The sequence below is a fragment of the Arthrobacter globiformis genome (genome assembly GCF_003261175.1).
In the GTDB taxonomy this organism is placed as follows: domain Bacteria; phylum Actinomycetota; class Actinomycetes; order Actinomycetales; family Micrococcaceae; genus Arthrobacter; species Arthrobacter globiformis_A.
This window is the reverse complement of record NZ_QLNP01000079.1, coordinates 1-22,519: the sequence shown is the minus strand read 5'-3', so window position 1 is coordinate 22,519 and position 22,519 is coordinate 1. Positions and strand designations below refer to the sequence as shown.

General features: G+C 61.1%; 22 protein-coding genes. 13 read left to right on the top strand and 9 right to left on the bottom strand.

Going from position 1 to position 22,519, the window contains the following annotated elements:
- The first annotated feature begins 96 nt into the window (after positions 1 to 96).
- From DBZ45_RS12545 to DBZ45_RS12505, 9 genes are all read left to right on the top strand, one after another.
- Positions 97 to 1,251 carry a glycosyltransferase gene (locus DBZ45_RS12545; protein ID WP_111904239.1) on the top strand — a complete coding sequence of 385 codons (1,155 nt, stop codon included), beginning with the start codon at positions 97 to 99 and terminating at the stop codon, positions 1,249 to 1,251.
- Positions 1,248 to 2,393: a glycosyltransferase gene (locus DBZ45_RS12540; protein WP_317616958.1), complete on the top strand. Its 1,146-nt coding sequence runs from the start codon at positions 1,248 to 1,250 to the stop codon at positions 2,391 to 2,393. The genes DBZ45_RS12545 and DBZ45_RS12540 overlap by 4 nt, the downstream gene beginning before the upstream one ends.
- Entirely contained in the window at positions 2,390 to 3,634 is a 1,245-nt protein-coding gene (locus tag DBZ45_RS12535; protein ID WP_111904237.1) for a glycosyltransferase family 4 protein, read from the top strand. Before DBZ45_RS12540 ends, DBZ45_RS12535 begins: the two co-directional genes overlap by 4 nt.
- 39 nt (positions 3,635 to 3,673) lie before the next feature.
- Entirely contained in the window at positions 3,674 to 4,702 is a 1,029-nt protein-coding gene (gmd, locus tag DBZ45_RS12530; RefSeq protein WP_111904236.1) for a GDP-mannose 4,6-dehydratase, read from the top strand.
- A 2-nt stretch (positions 4,703 to 4,704) separates the two neighbouring features.
- Positions 4,705 to 5,676 carry a GDP-L-fucose synthase family protein gene (locus DBZ45_RS12525; protein WP_440130516.1) on the top strand — a complete coding sequence of 324 codons (972 nt, stop codon included), beginning with the start codon at positions 4,705 to 4,707 and terminating at the stop codon, positions 5,674 to 5,676.
- A 60-nt stretch (positions 5,677 to 5,736) separates the two neighbouring features.
- A complete protein-coding gene (locus DBZ45_RS12520; RefSeq protein ID WP_111904246.1) occupies positions 5,737 to 7,173 on the top strand; it encodes a sugar transferase in 1,437 nt (478 codons plus the stop codon).
- A gap of 46 nt (positions 7,174 to 7,219) precedes the next feature.
- On the top strand, positions 7,220 to 8,533 hold the full coding sequence (locus DBZ45_RS12515) for a UDP-glucose dehydrogenase family protein (protein ID WP_111904234.1): 1,314 nt from the start codon (positions 7,220 to 7,222) through the stop codon (positions 8,531 to 8,533).
- Between the two features lie 386 nt (positions 8,534 to 8,919).
- Positions 8,920 to 10,401, top strand: a complete 1,482-nt coding sequence (locus tag DBZ45_RS12510; protein WP_223257050.1) for a DUF4012 domain-containing protein — start codon at positions 8,920 to 8,922, stop codon at positions 10,399 to 10,401.
- A 171-nt stretch (positions 10,402 to 10,572) separates the two neighbouring features.
- Positions 10,573 to 11,196, top strand: a complete 624-nt coding sequence (locus DBZ45_RS12505; protein ID WP_111904233.1) for an LPXTG cell wall anchor domain-containing protein — start codon at positions 10,573 to 10,575, stop codon at positions 11,194 to 11,196.
- 141 nt (positions 11,197 to 11,337) lie between these two features.
- Here the strand turns inward: DBZ45_RS12505 and galU are convergent, their stop codons facing one another.
- Positions 11,338 to 12,228 carry a UTP--glucose-1-phosphate uridylyltransferase GalU gene (galU, locus tag DBZ45_RS12500; RefSeq protein WP_111904232.1) on the bottom strand — a complete coding sequence of 297 codons (891 nt, stop codon included), beginning with the start codon at positions 12,226 to 12,228 and terminating at the stop codon, positions 11,338 to 11,340.
- A gap of 86 nt (positions 12,229 to 12,314) precedes the next feature.
- Here galU and DBZ45_RS12495 point away from each other — a divergent pair, with 86 nt between their 5' ends.
- On the top strand, positions 12,315 to 12,773 hold the full coding sequence (locus DBZ45_RS12495) for a VanZ family protein (protein ID WP_111904231.1): 459 nt from the start codon (positions 12,315 to 12,317) through the stop codon (positions 12,771 to 12,773).
- A gap of 12 nt (positions 12,774 to 12,785) precedes the next feature.
- On the opposite strand, the gene DBZ45_RS12490 is transcribed toward DBZ45_RS12495, so the two are convergent.
- The 8 genes from DBZ45_RS12490 to DBZ45_RS12455 all read right to left on the bottom strand — a co-directional run bounded on the left by DBZ45_RS12490 (position 12,786) and on the right by DBZ45_RS12455 (position 20,000).
- Complete coding sequence (locus DBZ45_RS12490; RefSeq protein WP_111904230.1) at positions 12,786 to 13,565, bottom strand: enoyl-CoA hydratase/isomerase family protein; 780 nt, start codon at positions 13,563 to 13,565, stop codon at positions 12,786 to 12,788.
- Positions 13,566 to 13,607: 42 nt separating this feature from the next.
- Positions 13,608 to 14,834, bottom strand: coding sequence for a 1,2-phenylacetyl-CoA epoxidase subunit PaaE (gene paaE, locus DBZ45_RS12485; protein WP_111904229.1), 1,227 nt, complete (start codon positions 14,832 to 14,834; stop codon positions 13,608 to 13,610).
- An 11-nt stretch (positions 14,835 to 14,845) separates the two neighbouring features.
- On the bottom strand, positions 14,846 to 15,385 hold the full coding sequence (gene paaD / locus DBZ45_RS12480) for a 1,2-phenylacetyl-CoA epoxidase subunit PaaD (RefSeq protein ID WP_111904244.1): 540 nt from the start codon (positions 15,383 to 15,385) through the stop codon (positions 14,846 to 14,848).
- 5 nt (positions 15,386 to 15,390) lie between these two features.
- The gene (paaC, locus tag DBZ45_RS12475; protein WP_111904228.1) at positions 15,391 to 16,302 is read right to left on the bottom strand and encodes a 1,2-phenylacetyl-CoA epoxidase subunit PaaC; all 912 of its coding nucleotides are present in this window, start codon (positions 16,300 to 16,302) and stop codon (positions 15,391 to 15,393) included.
- Complete coding sequence (gene paaB / locus DBZ45_RS12470; RefSeq protein ID WP_111904227.1) at positions 16,299 to 16,685, bottom strand: 1,2-phenylacetyl-CoA epoxidase subunit PaaB; 387 nt, start codon at positions 16,683 to 16,685, stop codon at positions 16,299 to 16,301. Before paaB ends, paaC begins: the two co-directional genes overlap by 4 nt.
- Positions 16,682 to 17,707 carry a 1,2-phenylacetyl-CoA epoxidase subunit PaaA gene (paaA, locus tag DBZ45_RS12465; RefSeq protein ID WP_111904226.1) on the bottom strand — a complete coding sequence of 342 codons (1,026 nt, stop codon included), beginning with the start codon at positions 17,705 to 17,707 and terminating at the stop codon, positions 16,682 to 16,684. The genes paaB and paaA overlap by 4 nt, the downstream gene beginning before the upstream one ends.
- 192 nt (positions 17,708 to 17,899) lie before the next feature.
- Positions 17,900 to 19,120 (bottom strand): sensor histidine kinase, encoded by a 1,221-nt coding sequence (locus tag DBZ45_RS12460; protein WP_111904225.1) that lies wholly within the window; start codon positions 19,118 to 19,120, stop codon positions 17,900 to 17,902.
- Positions 19,121 to 19,295: 175 nt separating this feature from the next.
- Complete coding sequence (locus tag DBZ45_RS12455; RefSeq protein ID WP_111904224.1) at positions 19,296 to 20,000, bottom strand: response regulator; 705 nt, start codon at positions 19,998 to 20,000, stop codon at positions 19,296 to 19,298.
- 474 nt (positions 20,001 to 20,474) lie between these two features.
- On the opposite strand from DBZ45_RS12455, the gene DBZ45_RS23400 reads away from it, so the two are divergent.
- The 3 genes from DBZ45_RS23400 (at position 20,475) to DBZ45_RS12445 (ending at position 22,456) form a co-directional block, all read left to right on the top strand.
- Positions 20,475 to 20,600, top strand: a complete 126-nt coding sequence (locus DBZ45_RS23400; RefSeq protein WP_262982856.1) for a hypothetical protein — start codon at positions 20,475 to 20,477, stop codon at positions 20,598 to 20,600.
- Entirely contained in the window at positions 20,600 to 21,613 is a 1,014-nt protein-coding gene (locus DBZ45_RS12450) for a tetratricopeptide repeat protein (RefSeq protein WP_111904223.1), read from the top strand. Before DBZ45_RS23400 ends, DBZ45_RS12450 begins: the two co-directional genes overlap by 1 nt.
- A gap of 366 nt (positions 21,614 to 21,979) precedes the next feature.
- Entirely contained in the window at positions 21,980 to 22,456 is a 477-nt protein-coding gene (locus DBZ45_RS12445) for a hypothetical protein (protein ID WP_111904222.1), read from the top strand.
- Positions 22,457 to 22,519 lie beyond the last annotated feature (63 nt).

Below are 22,519 nucleotides of genomic sequence, written 5' to 3'. Positions count from 1 at the left end.
CAGCCAGAATCGCGATATCCTTTCTGGGGTGGCCCAGGCCGAAGAGCAATTCTTAGGAGACCGGCTCCCCTGGAGCCGCGGCCGGACAGACTGAAAGTGACACGGGGATTGAAGATAATTCAAGTTGCAACGCTGATTACACCGAACGGCGCCTATGGCGGCCCCGTGCGGGTTGCTGTTAATCAAACCCGTGCCCTGCTCGAAGCTGGTCATGAGGTCAAGTTTCTTGCCGGCGCCCAGGGATTCAGCGGCGACCTCCCTACCCATTTTGATGGCGTTCCAGTCGAACTATTCGCAGCCCGCCAGATCATTCCCCGCTGTGGCTTCGCCGGAACGTTTGCCCCAGGACTACTACGTCATTTACGGAAGCTAGCGACTTGGGCCGACGTCCTCCACGTCCACCTCGCTCGTGACTTGGTCACGCTGCCCGCCGCGAACATGGCACGCAATCTCGGACTTCCTTACGTGGTTCAACCACACGGGATGATCCAGCCCTCCAACAACCCACTGTCCACGCCCCTTGACTTGTCATGGACCAAGCCTGTGCTTTCATCGGCAAGCAGTGTCCTGCACCTTACAGGCGACGAGTTGGCTGGCCTCCGGAACGTGACTCGTAAGCCCCTTGCGTACAAAGAGCTGCGAAACGGCGTACCACTATCGGGCGGCAGCGCAGTCTTGCCGGAGCCTGCACACCAAGAAGTGCTCTTCTTGGCCCGATTGCATCCAGTCAAGCGCCCGCTGGCCTTTGTGCAAATGTCGCTGATCCTCGCTCAAGAGTTCCCGGGCGTTTCCTTTCGTCTCGTAGGTCCGGACGAGGGAGAAGGTAACCGCTGTACTGAGGCCATGGGGGAATACGGTCAGGCCGACTTGAAGTGGGAGGGTGCCATTGCTCCGGAGCGAACCTTGGGACGTTTGAGTGCGTCCAGCATCTACGTGCTGCCATCCGCCCGTGAGGTTTTCCCCATGTCAGTACTTGAAGCCATGTCGCTGGGGAAGCCTGTCGTCATCACGCGGACATGCGGTTTAGCACCCGCCGTCGAACGCGCCCATGCTGGCCTAGTGGTTGACGGCTCAGTGGAATCCCTAGTTCAAGCCGTACGCAAATTGCTCTCCGAACCGGGGACTCGATTGAGAATGGGAAAGAACGCCCAGCGCCTAGCGCTCGAAGAGTTCGGGATGACCGGCGTTGTCTCCGAGCTTGAGTCAACGTACCGTAAGGCCGTTTCGAAAAGTCGTAGGAGCGTGGCTTGACAGCGAGAAGACGGCGTTTGGTAATAGTTCAGCCGTACATCCCCAAATATCGAGCGGCCTTCTTTGAAGGACTCATAACTAAGCTTGCGAGCATGGACATTGACTGCAATGTGGCAGCTTCAGCACCGAGTGGAGACCAAAGCGCACGAAACGATGGCGTTACCCCCGACTGGGTCACTACTATCGTACAAAAACGATTGACCATCGCCGGCAAATCCATCTCCCTCGGTGGTGCACGTCCCGTGTGGAAAGGCGCAGACGGCGTCATCGTCGGCCATCTGGGATCATCACTAGACACATATCTGGCTATTGCAGATTCGAAAAAGTCGCACAGATTCAAAGTAGGCCTTTGGGGTCACATAAAAAGTTACGTAAGTGATGGACACCCGCTTGATCTGGCACTGGAACGTTGGCAGCTGCGCACCGCCGACCACGTGTTCGCTTACACTCCGGGGGGCGCTCAGTACGCGCTAAGTACAGGGGTGGAAGCGGGGAAGATTACGACGGTGATGAATGCGGTCGATACAGAGTCGCTTACGCAGGCCGTTACTGCCACGACTGCGGCTCAGGCCCGACGTTTCATGGATGTCCACGACTTGAAACCCCGCCGTACCGTGGCCTTTCTGGGTGGTCTCGACGAAAGCAAGAGAATCGACTTTCTCGCGGAGGTGCTAGACATACTTTGGCTCGAGGAACCGAGTCTAAAAATCGTCGTGGGCGGCACCGGCGCCCAGGCGTCACTGCTGGCTAGGGCCGCCGCTCGAGGACAGGCAATCATGCTTGGCTACGCCACTCCGGATTTGCAAGCATTGGTTGGTCGTGTGGCCAGCGCCATTCTCATGCCTGGCCGGGTCGGTTTGGTCGCAGTCGATGCACTAGTGCTCGGACTTCCGATCCTCACCACAGACTGGCCGTACCATTCCGCAGAGGCAGAGTACTTGGTTGAGGGCAGATCACGACTGACAAGTCATAACGAGCCCAAATCGTTCGCGCTCATGATCCGAAACTACTTGGAGTCTTTAGACGGGGCCACCGTACCTCGCTACCCTCTTTCCCAGCAATATCCAACGATCGCGGATATGATTGATAATTTTGCGGGCGGAGTTCAAAAAATGCTCGATACAACGAAAGCGAAGCGTTGAACCACCGGAACCTCAAAATAACGATACTTGGACTGAATTACACTCCGGAGCCGACAGGAAATGCGCCGTACACCACGAGCTTAGCTGAAGGCCTCGTCGCTGCAGGCCACACGGTGCACGTAATCACCGGGTTTCCTCACTACCCAGAATGGAAATTAAAGGAGGGATATTCCGGCTGGGTTCGCTCCGAAGTCATCAACGGTGTGACCGTAGACAGGGTTCGCCATTTCGTGCCAAGTGGGTCATCGGCGCTGGCTCGGATCCACATGGAACTAAGCTTCGGACTGCGCCTGCTATGCGCAAACTGGCGGGCTCCAGATGTGGTGCTTCTCGTGAGCCCTGCTCTTTTCTCTTCTGCTATAGCGCTTTTCCGAGCCCGCCTACGGGTCAAGAGGCCAGCCATCGGAATCTGGGTCCAGGATCTGTACAGTCGCGGAGTTGTTGAAACAGGCACGGGAGGTGGAAGAGCGGCCGCCGTTATCGCTGTCGTGGAGTCCCTGATACTCCGTTCTACGGATGGAGTAGTGGCCATTCATGATCGTTTCAAACAGCACATGGTGGATGCCTTGAGGGTCTCAGCAGGCAACGTACGGGTCATTCGAAACTGGACTCATCTGCCAACTTCCCCTTGCGAAGGTAGATGCGAAGTTCGCGCACACCTTGGGTGGACGCCGGAAGACATTGTCGTGCTTCACGCTGGCAACATGGGCAAAAAACAAGGACTCGAGAATGTTATCGCCGCAGCCCAGCTGGCTCAGGACCGCCGGAGCGCCGTCCGGTTTGTTCTTTTGGGCGATGGAAACCAGAAAAAGAAACTCCAGACAATGTCCGCGGGACTGGAGCGTCTTCAATTCATCGACCCTTTGCCAGGACCGGACTTCATGGCGGCTCTGGCCGCTGCGGACATCCTGCTCGTGAATGAACTGCCCGGCATCAAGGACATGGCTGTCCCGAGCAAACTGACATCATACTTCAACGCCGGAATCGCAGTCATCGCCGCCACTGATGCTGGCAGCGTCACGGCGAAGGAAATCGCGACTTCCATGGGTGGAATCCGTGTCGATGCGGCTGACCCTGAAGGTCTTTTGGCAGCGGCTGAACGCCTTGGCGCAGATGACGAGTACACGAAGACTTTGGGCCTAAATGGGCTGCGCTTCCGCCACGACACATTGTCCGAGTCAGCAGCAGTCGACCGCTATGATGATTTTGTAACAAGCTTGGCATCGTCGCGCGGCCGCTAGGCCGTGCGACTCTCTCTTTTTTCGCACCATGGGGGCATTATGACAAAACGCGCACTAATTACGGGTATCACAGGACAGGATGGTTCCTACCTGGCAGAGCTCCTCCTCAAGAAGGGCTACGAAGTACACGGACTCATCCGCCGGGCCTCCACGTTCAACACTGCACGAGTTGACCACTTGTACGTAGACCCGCACGATCCTAAGGCGCAACTGTTCCTGCATTACGGTGACCTGAGTGATGGCGCCCGCTTGGTAACTCTCTTGGCGGAGATAAAGCCCGATGAGGTCTACAACCTAGCTGCCCAGTCCCACGTTCGGGTTTCCTTCGACGAGCCGGAGCACACTGGGGACACAACAGGTGTAGGCACCATCCGCCTCCTAGAGGCCGTGCGGATGGCAGGTATCAAGACGAAGTTCTACCAGGCATCCTCATCGGAGATGTTTGGCGCCACTCCGCCGCCACAGAATGAAGATACTCCGTTCTATCCGCGGTCACCCTATGGTGCTGCCAAGGTTTACAGCTACTGGATCACTAAGAATTACCGTGAGGCCTATGGCATGTTCGCAGTCAACGGCATTCTGTTTAACCATGAATCGCCAAGACGCGGCGAGACTTTCGTGACACGCAAAATCACGCGGGCTGTCGCCGCCATCAAGGCCGGCAAGCAAGATCTGCTGTACATGGGTAACTTGGACGCGGTCCGCGACTGGGGCTATGCGGCCGAGTATGTCGAAGGCATGTGGCGGATGCTGCAGGCCGACGAACCTGATGATTTCGTCCTCGCGACCGGTGGCAACTACACAGTGCGTGACTTCCTTCAAATCTCCTTTGATCACGCCGGCTTGAACTGGGAAGATCACGTCCGCTTCGACGAGCGCTACCTCCGCCCAACTGAGGTCGACGCACTCGTTGGCGATGCTTCCAAGGCACAAGAAAAACTGGGTTGGAAGGCATCAGTGCACACTCCAGAGCTGGCGCGGATCATGGTCGACGCTGACATCGAGGCTCTGAAGCATGCGGGCAACCACTGGATTGACACCGTTCACCTCGATAGCTGGAAAAACTGATCGTGGTTGACCTCGAATTCACACCCGAACCACTCGATCGGTCGGCGAGGTTTTTCGTTGCGGGTCACCGGGGCTTGGTTGGGTCAGCAATCTGGCGAAACCTTCAAAGTAAAGGCTTCAGCAACCTTCTAGGACGCACCTCAGCGGAACTCGATCTGAAGAACCGAGACGATGTATTCGCATTCTTTTCGGAAAACAGGCCGCGTTACGTTGTGCTTGCTGCGGCCAAGGTAGGTGGCATCCTCGCAAACAACACCTATCCAGTAGATTTCCTGAGCGACAACCTACGCATCCAGGTAAATGTTCTGGATGCCGCCCGGGAATTCGGGGTGGAACGCCTGCTCTTCCTCGGGTCGTCATGTATCTATCCAAAGTTTGCGGAGCAGCCGATCCGAGAAGATTCGCTGCTCACAGGACATCTGGAACCTACTAATGATGCTTATGCGATCGCCAAAATTGCCGGAATCATGCAGATTCAAGCAGTCCGCCGACAGTATGGACTCCCTTGGATTTCCGCGATGCCGACCAATCTTTATGGCCCGGGCGACAACTTCTCCGCTGATGGGTCGCACGTTCTTCCTGCCCTAATCCGGCGGTACGACAAGGCGACTGCGTCGGGAGTTGAAAAGGTAGCAAACTGGGGAACCGGCTCGCCACGGCGAGAGTTCCTGCATGTTGACGACATGGCGGCGGCATGTCTTCATCTGCTTGAGAACTACGACGGGCCTTCACAGGTCAACGTAGGAACTGGGACCGACGTTACGATCAAGGAGCTTGCCAACCTAGTTGCGGAAGCCGTCGGCTACGAAGGCACCATCGAATGGGATACGTCCAAGCCTGACGGGACGCCAAGGAAGCTACTTGATGTATCTAAACTGAGGTCGTCAGGCTGGTCGGCTTCAATCGGGCTCCAGGAAGGCATTCGCCAAACAGTGGAGTGGTACCGGGAAAACTTGGCGTCCTTGCGGGTTTAGGTGGGTTTTCTCATCACGCCATGCTTGGGCGAGGGGTCTGCTGTGAAGTGGGGGAAGTTGATGCCTGAGGGCACTGATTGGCGTAGACGGTCTTCCCGTCTGCTGGGTGTCGTAGATGCATTTGTGGTCGTCTGGGCTGTGGTCGGAGCTTTCATCATCCGGTTCGGATTTGAACCCGATTTTGTGGTCGCTGGCCAAGAATTCACGTACGCATGGTTATCAGTTGCCGTGGCCGTCGTCTGGTGGCTAATGCTCGGAGCCTGGAACAGCAGACAAACTCGCGTTCTCGGTTCTGGACCGGACGAGTATAAGCGCGTCGCGGCTGCTTCCCTTTGGTTGTTCGGGCTCATCGCTATTGTCTCCTATGTCCTACGTGTAGACACTGCGAGGGGATACGTCGGAGTTGCGTTGCCGGTGGGTTTGATCGGGTTACTCATGGCGCGCTGGCTAATCAGACAGCATCTCAATATAAATCGTCAGCGTGGTCACAGCATGTCTCGGCTCCTTCTCCTTGGAGGACCGAGTGCTGTCGCGCATTTGGCTGCTTCTCTCGAGAGAGCTAAGCATGCGGGCTACCTCCCTATAGCGGCCTACATGCCTGGGGCCCATGAAAGTCAGAAGTTCGAAGCCGAGTCCGGCCTGCCCATTTTGGGCCACAGGCCCGACGCGCGTTCAATCATTGAGGCAATCGATTCCTGCGGTGCGGACGCAGTGGCTGTTTCGGCGGGGGTCCAACTCCACCCGCAGACGTTGAGACACTTGGGTTGGGAGTTGGCGTCACGCAATGTAGGACTGATCATGGCGCCGGCACTGACCGACATCGCTGGGCCTCGGATCCATACCCAACAGGTCGCGGGTCTCCCCCTGATTCACGTAACGACTCCTACCCTTGAGGGAGGCCAACGCGTGGCGAAGCGCCTTTTCGATGTTGTCGTCTCGGGGGTCTTGATAATCCTAGCCGCGCCCGTCATGGCAGTCGTTGCACTTCTGGTGAAAGCGGAGAGCCGAGGGCCGGTGCTTTTCCGACAAGTACGCGTGGGCATAGAAGGAACACACTTCAACATGCTCAAGTTCCGTTCCATGGTGGTCGATGCGGAAGAGAAGCTCGCTGAACTGTCCCATCGCAATGAAGGCAACGGGATCCTTTTCAAAATGAAAAACGACCCCCGCATCACCCGTGTCGGCCGCATCCTTCGGAAATACAGCCTCGACGAGCTTCCTCAGCTATTCAACATACTGGTGGGCTCTATGAGCCTTGTCGGACCGCGACCACCTCTGCCGAGTGAAGTAGAAGCCTACGAGCAAGACGTACGCCGCAGATTGTTGGTAAAGCCTGGTCTCACGGGCCTCTGGCAGGTCAGCGGCCGGTCAAATCTCTCTTGGCAGGACTCTGTTCGACTTGACCTGTACTACGTGGAGAACTGGTCACTGGCCGGCGACCTCATCATAATTCTGCGGACCGTCCGCGCTGTATTTCACAGCACCGGCGCCTATTAACAGGTCCCGTGCGGACAACAGCCCTCCGGGGGAAGGAAATTTCATCATGCGCATTACGGTAATTGGTTGCGGATACCTCGGTGCAGTGCATGCCGCCTGCATGGCAAAGCTCGGCCATGAGGTTGTGGGCATCGACGTAGACGACCAAAAAATACGCGAGCTTTCGTCAGCACGGGCGCCCTTTTATGAACCGGGACTGGAGGAGCTTCTTCGAGAAGTCCAAGAGACGGGCAGACTAACTTTTACAACCGATATGTCGGCCGCGGCTGGCAGTGACGTTCACTTCATCTGCGTGGGCACGCCTCAGAAGAAGGGCGAAAACGGCGCTGACATGACCTACGTCGATGCCGCGGCCTCCGCACTATTGCCGCATATTTCTCCCGGAGACGTCGTCGTCGGCAAGTCCACCGTACCCGTGGGCACGGCTGCCCGGCTGGCCCAGCTGGTGCAGGACCAGGAACCCACCTCGCACCTCGTATGGAATCCGGAATTTCTCCGAGAAGGCCACGCCGTCGCGGACACACTTCAGCCTGACCGGTTCGTTTACGGCGTTTCCGATGGCTCCGAAGACCATCCCGCCGTCGCCGTGCTTGATGACGTCTACGCAGTGCCACTGGGAGCAGGTACTCCGCGCCTTGTTACGGATCATCCGACCGCCGAACTGGTCAAGGCCGCAGCAAACTCCTTCCTGGCCACAAAGATCTCCTTTATTAATGCAATGGCTGAGGTTTGCGAAGCCTCCGGCGCTGATGTCACACGACTGGCCGACGCAATCGGCATGGACGACCGAATCGGCAGAAAGTTCCTCCACGCCGGTATTGGCTTCGGAGGCGGGTGCCTACCCAAGGACATCCGGGCGTTCATGGCTCGTGCGGGAGAACTGGGTGCAGATCAGGCACTAACGTTCCTGCGCGAGGTGGATGCCATCAACATGCGCCGTAGAACAAGAGTTGTAGAACTGACACGCGAACTCTGTGACGGTACCCTACTCGGCAAGCGGATTACGGTCTTAGGAGCAGCTTTCAAGCCCGAAAGCGATGATGTCCGGGATTCGCCAGCGCTGAGCATCGCCGCCCAGCTCCAGCTGCAGGGAGCGGTGGTCTCCGTGACCGATCCAAAGGCGCTGGAGAATGCTGCCAAACGGTTTCCGGAGCTGCAATTCGAGGACGACATGTACGAGGCCATTACAAAGGCAGATGCTTTGCTTCTTTTGACTGAATGGGAGCAATACCGGAACCTCGATCCATATGCACTGCTCAGCCGCGTCGCATCGCCGCGCATCCTCGATGGAAGGAACGTCCTAGACCCCGAGAAATGGCGGGCAGCCGGATGGACATACCGCGGCCTAGGGCGGGCGTAGAAGTGCCAGAGTTACAGGACGACGCTTCAAGTGCGGGTGACGTCCTCCCTGCAAACCATCCCAAGCCGCGCCGCCGGCTTCCGCTATTGGCCACGGGGGTGGCTGTGCTACTGGTTCTTGCACTAGGAAGCGCCACATGGCTTGGACTCAAAGCGGCCGCCATTAGCGACGACTTGAACGCTGCAAATCAGTTGGTTCCCAAGCTCCGGAACCATGTTCTCGCTGACGATGCCAGGGCGGCAGCAATAACGGCTACCGAGCTTCAGGAACATACTTCGAGAGCACGAGATGCGGCCACCGACCCGATCTGGACGATGGCTGGGGCAGTCCCTTGGCTTGGAGCTAACTTTCAAGCGACCAGTGAGATCGCAGTATCGGCTGATGACGTGGCCAAGCTGGGCGCTGCCCCGTTGGTGAGCATCTTCAAGACGCTCGACTGGAAGTCCCTGTTGCCCAGCGAAAAGGGACTGAATCTTAGGCCGTTATCCGCCGCACAGCCCAGACTCAGTTCTGCTGCTCAAGCCGTGCGCCAATCATCAGATCGCCTGAACGGCATCAATGCGGACAGGTTGATGCCGCAAATCTCCACCCCGCTCATCCACGCCAGAGAACAGCTGAGTTCACTGCGGGATGGCCTCGACTCCGCCGCCGACGCTGCCAGCGTCCTGCCGGCGATGTTGGGTGAGCAATCTTCACGACGTTACCTCTTGCTCATCCAGAACAACGCCGAGTCACGGGCCACGGGCGGAATTCCCGGTGCGCTGGCTGTTCTGAATATCGATAAAGGAAAGCTCTCTCTGGATTCGCAGACCAGCGCCAGCGCGATGGGGGCCTTCAACCCTGTGGTGGCCACAGATCCGGAGCAAACCCGAATTTTCTCCATACGCCTCGGCAAGTTCATGCAGGACGTTAACCTTACTCCTGACTTTCCGACAGCTGCCCAAACAGCCCGTACGATGTGGAAAGCTGAGACCGGCGAGCAGCTAGACGGGGTCTTATCCATCGACCCCATCGTGCTCAGCTACATCCTTGATGCCACGGGACCTGTCCAGGTCAACGATCCCCATTTTCGAGAATTCAGTCATGGCAGCCTGCCTGAGGAATTAACGTCAAAGAACGTAGTTCCAACTTTGCTTTCAGATGTCTATTCGAAAATCTCCGAGCCCGAGCTGCAAGACGTGTACTTTGCCGGTGTTGCCCAAGAAGTTTTTGCAAAGCTTTCCGCCGGAAGCGGGGACACCACGAAGCTCATTGACGGACTGTCTCGGGGCGCTTCCGAGGGCAGAGTTCTCCTGTGGTCCTCCAAGGGCGAAGAGGAGGCCGTTATCTCCAAATATCCGCTGGGCGGCTCCATTACAGGCACCAGCATCTCCCCTGCCCAGTTCGGCGCGTACTTCAACGATGGCACCGGAGCGAAAATGGACTACCACGTCAAGAGGACTGTGCAACTGATCGAAGAATGTCCGGCTAACGGCTATTCGGAGGTCAAGGTTCGGATCACAAGCACCAACACAGCACCGAAAGACGCGGGGACCTCTCTGCCTGCGTATGTAACAGGCGGTGGCGTGTTCGGGGTGCCGGCAGGCAGTGTACAGACGAACATTATCGCGTACGGACCCGTCCAGTCGAACGTTGAAACGGCCTTTGTGGCAGGCAAGAAAACTGGTTTTGCCTCATATCGGCACAGCGGTCGCCCGGTGGGTAGCGTCACCCTACGCCTCGCCCCAGGCGAGACCCAAACAGTTGAGTTCATCTTCGGGAAGATAGTGCAGCACACGGAACCCAAACTGTCCGTGACGCCGACAGTTCAGCCTCTGAAGGACGTGGTTTTGGACACGGTTGCGGCAAAATGCGCACCGGACGCGTAGCCAACTCATTAACAGTATGTAAAGTGTCTGGATTGACTTTGGAGACACTCTGGTGAGGGTGGTAATCTCTACCTTGGGTAAAACCACGAGATTCGCCCCACTGTCACATGGGGATGGGGAATCTCCACAAATATGTGACATCCGTGTTGAAAAGGTCTCAGGGGGGACAAATTGAAGAAGTCTATTGCTGCGCTTGCGCTTGCAGGAACCATCGCACTTGTCGGTGCTGCACCGGCACTGGCCACCTACCCGGCACCCGGAACCGGAACCGGAACCGTGTCCGACGGCACCGTCGCGCCGGGTGAAGTATTTACCTTCTCCGGAACCGGGTTCCTGGCTGGCGAAACCATCACTATTACGATCACAATCACCAGCACTCCGCAGGCCCTTGGCGGTGGCTTCTCGGGCGGTGCCGCGATGTCGGTTCCGTCCAAGATCAACGTCTTGGCAGCTCCGCAGACGGTCACCACAACTGCGGCCGCTGACGGCTCCTTCTCGGCCCCGGTTCGCCTGGGCCAGCCTGGGACCTACACGCTGACGGCAGTAGGCAACACTTCCGGCAAGACTGTGACGCAGAGCGTGACGGTCGTTGCCGGCGCTGACAGGGGCGTCGTGGGCGCTGCAGGCACCGGCACCGGGCTCTCCAACACCGGTGGTAACGGCGCTGGCCTTGCCAACACGGGTGCTGACTCCAGTCTTGTTCTGTGGTCGCTGGTTGGTGGCGGTGCACTCGTCGCCGGCGCCGCTTCGGTTGTCGTCGTTCGGCGCCGCGCAAACGCTGAGGCATCTGCCTAAGCACTAAGCTCCACGCTTCAAAAGAAGGGACTCGTTCCGGATTTTCGGAACGGGTCCCTTCTTTGTCTGGCAAATCAGTGCACTTTAAATAGAGAAGCCCCGACAGCCGTCGGGGCTTCTCACTTGGTCAGCTGGCGGTGCCTATCCGTTGAATTCCTTCATCCAGGCCTTGAGGTCCTCGCCGAACTCGGCGCGCTCGGAAGCCAGCGTAATGACGGCCTTCAGGTAGCTCAGCTTGTCCCCCGTGTCGTAACGGCGGCCGCGGAAGACGACACCGAAAACCCCGGAGCCCTCCCCCTCGCCCGCTGCGAGGGTCTGCAAGGCATCTGTCAGCTGGATCTCACCACCGCGGCCGGGCTCGGTCTTCTCGAGGACATCGAAGACAGCCGGGTGCAGCACGTATCGACCGATGACAGCAAGGTTTGATGGCGCCTCGTCCACAGAAGGCTTCTCCACCAGGCTGTTCACCCGGACATAGCCTTCGCCATCGACGGCCGAGATGTCGGCGCAGCCGTATGCGCTGATCTGGGACGGCTCCACCTCGATCAGGGCAACCACGGAACCGCCGGTCTTGGCTTGGACGTCGATCATCGTGGTCAGAAGCTCGTCGCGCTCATCGATGAGGTCATCACCCAGAAGCACGGCGAAAGGCTCGTCACCGACGTGCTGGCGGCCGCACAGCACGGCATGGCCGAGGCCCTTGGGCTCGCCCTGCCGGACGTAGTGGATGGGCCCCAGACCCGATGCGTGCTGAACGGAATCCAGCCGCGCCTGATCGCCCTTGAGCTCGAGTGTGCGTTCCAAAGCGGGCGCACTATCAAAATGGTCCTCCAGCGCACGCTTGCTGCGGCCGGTGATCATCAGGACGTCGTCCAGGCCGGCGTTCACGGCCTCCTCCACGACGTACTGGATGGCCGGTGCATCCACCACCGGCAGCATTTCCTTCGGCATCGCCTTGGTAGCGGGCAGGAAGCGCGTGCCCAGACCGGCCGCCGGAATAACTGCTTTACGTACTGATTTCCCCAAAGTCATGATCGAACCCTACAAATTGACTTGCGAAAAGAGAAATTTCTAGGGCCAGATTTCGGGATGGGAAGGGGCTCCCGTAGCGTTTCCGTATGGGGAAATGGAGCCGGTCGGAGGTCGGGGGATACGCCCGTGTCCTGCTGGCCCTGTATCTGGCAGCCCTAGCGTTCGTGGCGTTCTGGCCCACCCCCGTTGACCGGCCAGTGGCTGGCCGCCTGCAGACTGCCCTGTTTGCCCTCCACCGCTCTGGGCTTCCCGAGCTGATCAACTACGACTTCGTGGAGTTCTCGTCCAACATCCTTCTGTTTGCGCCCATTGGGACCCTTGCAGCCCACGCATTCCCCGCGTTCCACCGGGGACGGATCGTGCTGAGTGCGTTCCTGGCCTCCTGCTGCATGGAGCTCGGCCAGAAGCTGTTTCTGCACGACCGCTTTCCCAGCGCCATGGACATCGTGGCCAATACAGCCGGGGCGATGCTGGGGGTCTGGGTGCTGGGGGTTGCTGAGGAGTGGGTGCGGGCCGGCGGTTTCGACAAGCTCAACCGGCGGTAAGTTTCGACAAGCTTAGCCCTTGAAATTGGGTTCCCGCTTTTCTTGGAACGCCTTGAAGCCTTCCGCGTAGTCTTCCGTCTTACAGAGACGCGCCTGCTCGGCGTTCTCCTCCTGCATCGCGGCCCAGAGGCCCAGACGCTGGTCGCGAATGTGGGCCACCAGCTCCTTGCTGGCCCTGAACGCGCCCGTCGCCCCTGTGGCCACCTTCGCCACGATGGCACGGGTGGAGTCCAGCAGCTCGTCGGCGGGCAGGGCTCGGCTGAACATGCCCTGGGCCACGGCTTCAGTTCCGGATATCAGCTCTGCCGTATAGATCAGGTCCAGCGTGCGGTGCATGCCGAGCCGCTCGGTGAAGTACCAGTGCCCGCCCGAGTCCAGCGTCGCCCCGAGCTTGGCGAACGGCGAGCCGAACTTCGCATTCTCCGCCACGTACACCACGTCCGTGGCCAGCAGCAGACCCAGCCCGACACCCAGGCACGCGCCCTGCGCCGCGGCAAACGTGGGCGCCGGGAAGGCACTCATCTTCTGCAGCAGCGGCTGGACCAGCCCGCCCAGGTACGCCTCGGCGTCGTCATTCTCCGGCGTGACGCCGGCGATGTCCCGGCCCGCGCAGAAGGCGCGTCCCTCTCCCCTGAGCAGCAGCGCCCGCACCTCACCGCGCGAGGCGGCGGCAGCGGCGTCGTCGTACGCCTGGGACAAGTCCGCCAGCGCCTGCTCATCCAGCGAGTTCAGCTTCTGCGGGGCATTGAGGACCACTTCGGCGACGCCGTCGGCGATGGAGAGGGAGATCATGGGGGCTCCTAGCTTGAGACCGGGAAGGGCGGGACAGAAAGTCTAGACGTCGAAATCGACGGTGACTTCCTTGCTGGTGGGGTGGGACTGGCAGGTCAGGACGTAGCCTTTGTCCAGCTCATCCTGCTCCAGGGCGTAGTTTTCGTCCATGGTCACGGTGCCGGTGAGCACCTTGGCGCGGCAGGTGCCGCACACTCCCCCGGCGCACGCGAACGGCACGTCCGGGCGGACCCGCAGCGCGGCGTTGAGGATGGACTCGCGGGCGTGCGTGGGGCTGGCCACGTCGCCCTGCAGGCCGTCCAGCTTGAACGTGATCTTGTACGTCTCCTGGGACTCGTCCTCAATGACGGGACGGCCGGCGTTGCCCTCGGGCCGGTCCGGCTTGCCTGACGTGAACAGCTCGAACCGGACATGCTCCGGCTTCACGCCGCGCTCCGCCAGGGTGTCCCGGCACAGCTGCACCAGCTCGAACGGCCCGCACAGGAACCACTCGTCCACGTCGTCCGCGTGGATGGCGGTGCCCAGCAGCTTCTGCAGCTTCTCCGCGTCGATCCGGCCGCTCAGCAGCGGCGCGATCCGCTGCTCACGGGACAGCACGTGGTGCAGCGCCAGCCGCTGCGGGTACTTGTCCTTCAGGTCCGCCAGCTCCTCGAGGAACATCACGTCCATGGCGGCCTTGTTGGCGTAGATCAGGTCGAACCGGGTGTCCGGGCTGGCGGCCAGCAGCGTCCGGGCGATGGCGATCACCGGGGTGATGCCCGACCCCGCGGCGATGGCCACGAAGTTGCCTGCCTCCCCCGCCAGATCCTCCGGATGGTTCATCGAGTTCATGACGTTCTGCTCCACCGCCTGCCCGTCCCGGCCGTGCTTGGAGACGAACGCGCCCATGGGGCTCATCACGTCCAGGGTGTCCCCAGCCTTCAGCTCGGCGTTGGCCCACGTGGAGAACAGCCCGCCCAGGTCCTTCTTGACGGCCACCCGGATCTCGCTGCTGCCGTCCGCGAAGCTGCGCGGCTCGGCGCAGATGGAGTAGCTGCGGCGGATCTCCTTCGGCTCGCCGGCCTCATCCGGGAGCGTCGTGCGCAGGGCCACGTACTGGCCCGGCAGGTAGTCGAACCGCCCGGCCAGCTCCGCCGGCACCGCGAAGGTCACCTCAATGGCGTCCTCCGTCAGCCGGCGCACCTCGGCGACGGTGAGGGAATGGAAAGACGGACGACGGCGGCCGGTGGCCTCTGCCGATTCGGCTGCGGTCTGGCGGACAACGGGCATGGGCTTTTTCCTTACAGGACTTTGAAGTAGTCGAACGGTTCCTGGCAGTCCCGGCACACGTACAGCGCCTTGCAGGAGGTGGAACCGAAGCGCGTGAGTTCCTTGGTGTTCAGCGACGAGCACTGCGGGCACTTCACGGCCAGGCTCAGGCGAACCGGTCCGTTGTGGCCCAGGGCCGCTTTTCCAGTCGGCGGTGCGATGCCGTACTCGCGCAGCTTGGCCTTGCCGGACTCAGTCATCCAGTCGGTGGTCCACGCCGGCGCGAGCACCAGCTCCACGTGCACGCTGGGGTAGCCCTCGTTCTTGAAGGCGGCCTTCAGGTCATCGCGGATGGCGTCCATCGCCGGGCAGCCCGAGTACGTCGGCGTGATGGTGACCTGAACAGCGGGCACCGGCCCGCCGTCGTCGAACAGGTTCACGCTGCGCAGGATGCCGAGGTCCTCGATGGTGAGCACCGGGATCTCGGGGTCGCACACCGTGGCGGCGATCCCCCAGGCCTTCTGCTCGGCGGTGGTCTCCCCGGTCCTGGTTTCGAAGTCCGATATGTACACGGCCGTCACCAGCTTGCTCCGGGATGCTCGCGGGCCAGCACCTGCATCTCGGCGAGGATGTAGCCCAAGTGTTCCGAGTGCTGCCCGCGGCGTCCGCCGCCCGGCGCCGCCGGGACATCCGGCACCTCGAGCCCCGCTTCTTTCAGAACCTCGCCGGTGAGGCGGTCAAAGTCCGCCTTCAGGCTGGAAGGCTCGACGGCGGCACCGGCCTCGGCCAGGCGGGTGGTCAGTGCGTCATCGACGAAGAGCTCCCCCACGTACGGCCAGATGAGCTTGAAGCCGTTGATCATGCGGCGGCGGGACTCGTCCGTGCCGCCAGCGAGGCGAAGGACCCACTGGGCGCTGTGGTCGCGGTGGTAGTCCACTTCCTTCACGGCCTTGGCCGCGATGGCGGCGATGGTGGCGTCCGTGGACTCGGTCAGCCGGCGGTACAGCTCGAACTGGTAGTAGCTCACCACAAACTGCCGGGCGATGGTGACCGCGAAGTCCCCATTGGGCTGCTCAAACAGGTGCGCGGAGCGGAACTCGTGCTCACGGCGGAAGTAGGCCAGGTCATCCTCTGACTTGTCCCAGGCTCCCCCGGCGTAGCTAAGGAAAGAGCGGGCGTGGCCCAACTGGTCCAGGGCGATGTTGCCCAGGGCCACGTCCTCCTCCAGCTCGGGGGCACGGGAGATCCAGTGGCCCAGGCGCTGGGCCAGGATCAGGGCGTCATCGCCCAGGCGCAGCGCGTACTCGGCCACGTCCTCGGTAGGCCTGGCCAGGCCGGTGCGGACCTCGAGCGCGATGTCCTCCGGACGGAGCGCGTTGCCCGGGGTGATGCGGGTGGCGCTGGCCGATCCGTCGCCGCTGGCACCTGCGCCCGCGACGCCGACGGAGATGTCGCCGTGGCCTGTTGTTTCTTGTGTCTCCGGGTTCACAGGTGCTTCACGCCTTCGCTCTTGGTGTAGTACGTGGCGTGCCGGTAGTCCTTGCCCTGCGGCGATTCGAAGAAGGCGCCCTTGGCGTCCGGGTCGCTCGAGGCGATGGCGTCGGCCGGGACCACCCAGATGGACACGCCCTCGTTGCGGCGGGTGTAAAGGTCGCGCGCGTTGCGCAGGGCCATGGCGGCATCCGGCGCGTGCAGGCTGCCGGCGTGCACATGGCTCAGGCCGCGGCTGGACCGGACGAAGACTTCCCACAGCGGCCAGACGTTCCCGCCATGGTGATCCTCGGGTGCGGGCGCCGGGCTGGCCTTGGGCGCTTCGTGCTTGATTTCTGCGGCCGCGCTTGCTGGCTCTTCCGGGTTGCCGTGGGGGCTCATGCTGCGTATTCCTTCTGCTTGTTAACCTGCTTGGCCGCATAACTGGCGGCTGCCTCGCGGACCCAGGCGCCGTCGTCGTGCGCCTGCCGGCGGCGCTCAAGCCGCTGCGAGTTGCAGGGGCCGCGTCCGGCCAGGACTTCCTTGAATTCGTTCCAGTCCAGCGGGCCGTGCTCCCACTTCCTGGTGTCCTCGTTGAAGCGGACCTCACTGTCCGGGAGGGTGAGGCCCAGGACCCTGACCTGCTCCACCATCATGCCGACGAACCGCGAGCGCAGCTCATCGTTGCTGAAGCGCTTGATGTTCCAGGCCATGGACTGCTTGGAGTTGGGGGAATCGTCGTCCGGCGGGCCGAACATCATCAGGGCCGGGGCGTACCAGCGGTTCACGGCATCCTGGGCCATCTGCTTTTGCGCGGGCGTTCCGTTGGAGAGTTCCAGCAGGATCTCGAAGCCCTGGCGCTGGTGGAAGGACTCCTCCTTGCAGATGCGCACCATGGCCCGGCCGTACGGGCCGTACGACGCGCGGCAGAGCGGCACCTGGTTGCAGATGGCGGCGCCGTCCACCAGCCAGCCGATGGCGCCCATGTCCGCCCAGGTGAGGGCCGGGTAGTTGAAGATCGAGGAGTAGCGGGCCTTGCCGGCGATGAGGTCGTCCATCATCTGGTCGCGGGACTGGCCCAGCGTCTCGGCGGCGGAGTACAGGTAGAGCCCGTGGCCGGCCTCGTCCTGGACCTTGGCCATGAGGATGGCTTTGCGCTTCAGGCTGGGGGCGCGGCTGATCCAGTTGGCCTCCGGCTGCATGCCGATGATCTCCGAGTGCGCGTGCTGCGAGATCTGGCGCAGGAGGGTCTTGCGGTAGGCGGCCGGCATCCAGTCCTTGGGCTCAATGCGGGAGTCGTCGGCCATGACGCGGTCAAAATACGCCTGGCCGTCGGCCTCCAGCTGGCCCTGCCCCTGACCCGCGTTGGCTTCCTGGGGGGCTGCCGGCTGGTCAGGCACTGACTGCAGATTCTGCGCTGCCATGGTTGCTCCTATGCATTCACGTCCGTACTGGACCTCTGTCCGTACCGGAAAGATTATTTACCGACCGTTCGTTCAGGATATGCGGAAGCGACGAAGGGCGTCAAGCAAAAAGGGGACGGTCTACGGCCCACGGCGCTTGAACCGAGCGCGAAGGAATGGGCAGGATGCACCAGCAGAGTTTCCGACGCTGAGTCAGGGCGACGCGAGAGGCAGGCGAGCCTCGACGACATAGGCACCGTTGGCGCTCCCCCAAATAATGTTGCCGCCCGCCACCGCCACCCGTTCTTTCAGACCAACCAGCCCGTACCCGGACGGCGTTCTTGCCTGCCTTGCTGAGCGCTTGCCGGCCGCGTCGTTACAAATGCGCAGAGTCAGCGAGTCCCTGTTCCATGCAATATCCACCGTGACGTTTGTTCCGGGCCCAGCATGTTTTGACACGTTCGTCAGCGCCTCTTGGACCACTCGGTAGGACGCATGGTCGACACTGGCATCGAGCCGCTGGGGGTGCCCGCTCACTTTGACCAAGACATTCACGCCAGCTGACTGAACGGTAGCGACCAAGTTGGCCAAGTCATCCAGCCCAGATAGGGGCCGCATAGTGTCAGAAGGAGTCGCGTTGGGCGACGGATCGAGAAGCCCCAGTAGTCGGGCGAGCTCCTGACTGGCCTCGGTTCCCACCGTTTCGATGACTTCCAGGGCACGGGCCGCCCGTCCCGGGTCAGACTCGATGACGCGCCGTCCCCCAGCGGCGTGCAGCATCATCACTGTCACGGCGTGCGAAACAATGTCGTGCAGTTCGGCGGCGATATGCGCCCGTTCCCGGTTTATCGCCGACTCAGTCCGTAGCTGCTCTTCCTCCAACATTCTGATCTGGCGACGACTGCGCGCCGCAAAGCGGCCGAAGGCCCAGCCGCCACTAACGAGGACGGTTTCCAAAAACAGGTTCAGGGGGTCGTCGAACGGCCGGCCACGCCCAGCCATGACAAGTGGTAATGCGATGGCAGGGATACAAACAGGCAAGGAAATCCGCAGCGGAAAGTCCGAGGCAACTGCTGCGACGGCGGCTGGTATGGCTGTCATGGGAATGTACGGGCCAAGTATTGGAGTAGATGTACTGAAGAAGTCCGGGTAGAACAAGGGTGCAAACAGGCCTTGATGCAGAAAGATAAGGATGAAGACCTTCATCGGTGCCCGGTGCCTCCAAAGGAGGGCCGAGTAACCGATCAATATGTAAACGAGGGCCGGCATCCATGTGCCAGAGAGGGCGCCGAGCGCTGCAGAGATGAAAGGCGGCAGCTCGAGGATGAAAGCTGCTAGAGCAACTACGCCGTCAAACGCGGTGAAGCGGAATGCATTCCTCGCTTGCACTATGGGTCCGAGTTTCGCGCGTGCCGCCATTCGGCTCTTTTCCATGCGGTCACCTCGCCATCGATTTTGGCCGGCGAACCGGGCCGGTCCGCCCGAAAGCTGCTAGTGAACACAGTCTGCGCTCGGTACCTGCCGTCCACATCCACCTCTGGGGTGGGCTCAATCCATCTGGAGATGTATGGCCGGTGGGCGGGAAGGGCAGCGCTGCGCCTCACGGTCATCAAGTTCGACCGTGTGGCTTGACCAGACCCCGACTATAGGCAGCCACCACTGCCTGCGCCCGATCACTCACCCCCAGCTTCATCAGGATGCGGTGAACATGAGTCTTGACAGTGGCTTCGCTTAGAAAGAGATTCTCGGCGATCTGGGCATTGTTCATCCCGTGTGCGACCGCAGCCAACACTTCCCGTTCCCGGTTGGTCAACTCATGGAAGCTGTCTGCTGTTTGTGCCAATGGCTCCGGCGTGTTGGAAAAGTCCGCGAGCAGTTGGCGGGTGACGTTCGGATCCAGCCAGCCAGCACCGTCGGCCAGGGCGCGGATGGCTGCTGCAAGGGTTCGGGGTGCCGAATTTTTGAGAAGGTAGCCGGAAGCACCCGCCCGGAGGGCGTTCCGCACTGCGCCGTCCTCATTGAACGTGGTCAAAATAAGTATTGGGACGCGCCGTGCCCTGCTGGCGTTGAATTCTTGGGACGTTAGAAACCGTGTGGCGGTCACGCCGTCCATCCCGGGCATCCTGACGTCCATCACCACAACGTCGGGCTCCAACTCGTTCACCAAATCGATTGCGCCCTGCCCGTCCCCTGCCTCCCCGACCACTCGGATGTCGTTTTCCGAATCGAGAAGCAAGGCCAGGCCGGCCCGGATGAGGGCCTCATCATCAACCAGAACAACACGCAGCGGGGTCTCCACATTATCGCCCGCCATTCGGGGCTCCCTGGGCCGCTTCACTGCCGCTCATGTCTGGACAGTAACTGCGCCGAGGCCAAAAAGCCACAGGCGAACAGCCCCGGAATTCGCCGCGCGGCCCACCTGCAGCAGCTGCGAAGGTACACCACTGGTTTGAACGGGTTCGCTCCGAATATCACCCTTGGGGCGGAGACGTCTGCGCCCTCGGTAGTACGGCGGAGACACACCCCTGGATCGATGCGCTGTCGCCGCTCCGAGGCGAACACTTGGGCTAGGACTTTCCTAATCAATGAAAGGAACAAATCATGTACCGCAAAATCTGGGTCATCGCACTCGTCATCGCCGGAGCCCTGGGCATCGCAGCGGCCACAGCGGGACTACGAGCCGCCCCGGGTGTTGACCTCCCCAATCATTGCGAGCCTACCTCTCACAATTGACCCCTGCCACCGCGTAGGGAGAACGCGCAGAACGATAATCACGAAGGGAAAAATCATGTACCGCAAGATCTGGGGCATTGTCCTCGTCGTCGCCGGAGCTTTCGGCATGGCAGTCGCCACCGCGGGGCCAGCCGCCGCCGGGCTTTATCTCGGGAACCACTGCGAGCCCACCGCAAGGTAATGATCGTAGACACACTGCGGGCACGCATCCAGCACGTGCGTGCCCTCGGGCTCTGGGACAAAGCCGACGACAGGGCAGCGATCGAGCTGGCGACAGCTGCCCTCAACAGCCTTCCCGCGCGGTCGGGCGGGACGTACCGGAGAATCCGTGACCGGCTTGACGTGCTGCTGACTTTGGCAACGTTCGGGACTGGGCTCGCCGACCACGCCATGGCGGAACGTCGGCTCCTGGAAGCCGTCTCTTTACTGCGTAGCGCAAGAAGCGGACGCGCACGTGACGCGCGGCTGTGTGAGGCGCTAATTCGCTACGGCAACCTGAATCGCCTCACTGCGAGACACGACGAAGCGCTGGAGAGTCTCCATGAGGCCCTCCAGATTGCCCAACAACGCCCACTCAGCCGGCAAGTGCTGGCGGGGTGCCACAATGCCCTGGGCATCCTCGCCCGTGACGAAGCACGATACGCGGATGCGAAAACGCACTACTGCCAGACACAAGGAGCGCTGGAGGCTTGCTACGGAAAGGACTCGCCGATGCTGGCCAGCCTTCACCATAACTTGGCCGGTCTGGCATATGCCCAGCATCGGTTCATCGAAGCCGAGGCTCCAGCCCGGCGAGCCCTCAGCCTACGGAGTCGTGCGGCTAATCCTGACCTGCTTGCCATCGCCGCCGACACTTCCGTCCTCGGTGCCATTTTCGCCGCTCAAGGCCGCCACGAAGAAGCCGAGACCCTGCTCAACGATGCGCTCGAAACTTGGCGCTGCAGATTCGGCCCCCAGCACTACGAGGTCGCAGTGCAACTCCATAACCTAGCCATGATTCAGGAAGCCCGAGGCGATGGTGCGGCTGCCGAGCAGTCCCTTCTCACCGCCCTACAGATAAAACGGCGGACGCTGGGAGACTGTCACCCAGAAGTAGAGGCACTGCTGTCCAACCTTTCGGCAATGCATGAGCGCGATATCTGCAAGAGTGCCAATTCCAGCCAACCGCAGACCAACCATTCGGTGGCTGGCTAGACGGTGAGCGTGCCGTCAGCTGGCGCCATCGCCGTCCGGCCCCCGCGGCTCACCCTGCCAACGAGCGGACGTTCCTGGCATGCATCCGCACGTCCGCGCTACTCGCCGCTGGCTGCGCTGCGGACCCTGCCACCGGGCCTATGCTGGGGGCATGTCAGGTTCGGGCAGCGGGATTCCCGCCCGGCTTGTACCGCCAGTTCCACTGGTGTTGGCCAAGGCCGTGAACAGGTTCCCGGCCGCACACGCCCTGCCCGGGACTTTGTGCTTCGAGCCGAAATACTTAAAACGCGTCAACCAAACCCCGGGCAGTTCCCTCAAATATCGTCGTAACGTTGTGCCCTATAGCTTTGGAAAGGAGTGGGTGTTGTGAAGGTAGACGGGGTGACCTTGGGATGTTATCCGCGTGATGACGTGTCATGGGTTAAAGATGGCAAGGTTCGGGAAGGCCGAGCGACAATATTGGTCCGCCAAGCTGACGGAACTCTGAAGCCCGCTGGCGAAGTTACCTTGGGCGACTTAGGTGTTCTGCATCCTGATGTGGAAGTCGGTGGCGAATTCGTCGTTGAGCTACGCGCCCGCTTCGAGTCGGAGATATTCGACCGCCGGGTGACCTTCATCGCCAGTGGTGACGAGAACAGCGATGTCTTCGTATCGGCAGTCGGGCCCGGCGCGCACGCTGAACCGAAGGCCGGCCTATTTAAGCGAACGCGGTATTCAGGCTTCGAGTTTGGTGTGCTGGTAATGGCCGCCACGACTGAGCAGGGTACCCGCATCAGCGGCACGTCAGGCCCCCTCGTCGAGCATGGACCCGGCGATGGGGTAGCAGCCGCTTCTGCTACCTAGCAGCGGCAGTAGACGCCGGGACCGCTCCTGCAGCAACATGAGCCGCGCCTGATTGCCCCCCCC